The following is a 1,652-nucleotide window of genomic DNA, read 5'->3' as shown; positions in this document are numbered from 1 at the left end:
AGCCGCACGGGGGCCATGAGATCGAGAAACATTTTCTTGCGGACCTGATGCTCTGCGCCGTCGAGACTTTGCACGCTGCCCTTGCCCTGGAGAAGCGGCACTACGGTCGGTGGCATCGCTCCGCGGCGTGTCATGCGGCCCGCCCGATAGAAGCCGCGAACCGCATCCAATCCGCGAAGAAACGTGACCGGGCGTAGCATCAAGCGGGTTCGGATCGCATCGCTTCCAAGCTCGTCGCATCTGCGCGAAATGAATGGATAGCCCTCGCTGAGAAAGGCGCGGGTGCTGTCGATCTCCGGAAGGTGGGGAATGGTTTGGGAATGATGCATCTGCCTTCCCTCGCTGTGGTTGAATTTGTCACGGACGCACCAAACTGGGCTGTAGCAGTGCTGCGCAACGCAGGGCAGGGCGGTTTGGGTCGTCTGTCGCGCGGTGTCGTTTTCATCGCTCACACTCAGTCCGTGTCTATAAATCACTGCTGCGGTGGTGACGGCGTGCGAGTGTCGCGATCTGCTGGAACTCTTGGGCGATGCTTAATGGGAGCGCATCGACCGCGTCAGGCACGGCACCGGGATCTTCCTGCCCGTCGCGCATCACTTCACGCTCGTTGATCCAGGAAAGAAGGGTTTCGCGTGCTTCTGGGGGCATCTCCGCCACCATTCGCGCCAAAAGGCGCCGCTGCGCAATCAGCCGGGCCTCCAAAGTGATCAATGTGTCTTCGAGATAAGTGTTGGGCATGTCATCGCTCTCTGCGCAGGAGCCGGCGGCTCGATACCGGAGCCTCGCTGGTGAGGTCAGTAATTCGCGGGCGGGTCGCTCGCCGGGAAGCTCTCGTCCATTTGCTCATCCACCTGATCCCATTGCCGCGGCGGATTGCGCATCTGTGAAGGGCCTGCTGGTCGAACTTCCGAAGAAGACGTGTGGCGCCGCTGGTTGATGAGATACCCCAAGGCGCCAAGGGCTGAGGCGGCAAAAAGCAGTCTGGTCAACATGATGGGCCTCCTTTGGTCAAAGTGAGCCCTCGCGTGAGACCCGTGCGGTGCTGCACGCGAGGGTCGTCATGCATATCGAAGAAACAACACGCGCCACGCATTGTTCCATCTTGAGGAGCATCGTAATCGCACCGAGTTCGGCCTGTGCAGGAACAAGCGAGACATTCACCCGTTGAACTCTTCCACAGCCATGGAGGTAATCATGACTGAGAATGGCGATGAAAAAGATGTCCGCGTGGTGCGCTCGGATCTTGCCGAGCCAAGCCGACCGGAAGGCTATCACGGTGTCGAGCAACCGATCATGCCCGAACCGCCAGAACAACCCGATCGCGTGATGCGCGATGAGGAGCTTTCGCCTGCTGTAAAGGGCGCGCTCGAAAGCGATGGGCGGATCGACATGAGCCACGTTCTGATCGTCGTGGACGAAGGGGTCGTGACTCTCAAGGGCACGATCGGGTTGGAGTTTCAGCGGACACTCGCAGACGCGCTCGCGCAGGAAGTGCGTGGTGTTCTCCTTGTCCAAAATCAGATCGAAGTCATTCCGGCTTGAAGCTGACCGAGTCTGACTTCCGAAATTCCGCGGGAGAAATCCGCGCGGGCCGCCGCAAATGTCTGACGGGCCCGCGCGTTTGATTAGATCATCGGCATCCCGCCGGTGAC

General features: G+C 59.9%; 3 protein-coding genes and 1 pseudogene. 1 reads left to right on the top strand and 3 read right to left on the bottom strand.

Features of this window, described 5'->3' with window-relative positions; genetic code table 11:
• The 3 genes and pseudogenes from BMI87_RS21780 to BMI87_RS21770 form a co-directional block, all read right to left on the bottom strand.
• Positions 1-329 (bottom strand): annotated as a pseudogene (locus BMI87_RS21780) (cytochrome P450); the annotation flags it as partial.
• A 136-nt stretch (positions 330-465) separates the two neighbouring features.
• Positions 466-738 (bottom strand): hypothetical protein, encoded by a 273-nt coding sequence (locus BMI87_RS21775; RefSeq protein WP_078523540.1) that lies wholly within the window; start codon positions 736-738, stop codon positions 466-468.
• A 56-nt stretch (positions 739-794) separates the two neighbouring features.
• Entirely contained in the window at positions 795-992 is a 198-nt protein-coding gene (locus BMI87_RS21770; RefSeq protein ID WP_078523539.1) for a hypothetical protein, read from the bottom strand.
• Between the two features lie 202 nt (positions 993-1,194).
• Between BMI87_RS21770 and BMI87_RS21765 the strand changes: the two genes are divergently transcribed.
• Positions 1,195-1,542: a BON domain-containing protein gene (locus BMI87_RS21765; protein WP_168175268.1), complete on the top strand. Its 348-nt coding sequence runs from the start codon at positions 1,195-1,197 to the stop codon at positions 1,540-1,542.
• Positions 1,543-1,652: the final 110 nt, after the last annotated feature.

The organism is Thioclava sp. F28-4, assembly GCF_002020045.1.
In the GTDB taxonomy this organism is placed as follows: Bacteria; Pseudomonadota; Alphaproteobacteria; order Rhodobacterales; family Rhodobacteraceae; genus Thioclava; species Thioclava sediminum.
This window is presented reverse-complemented; position numbering and strand designations above follow the sequence as displayed.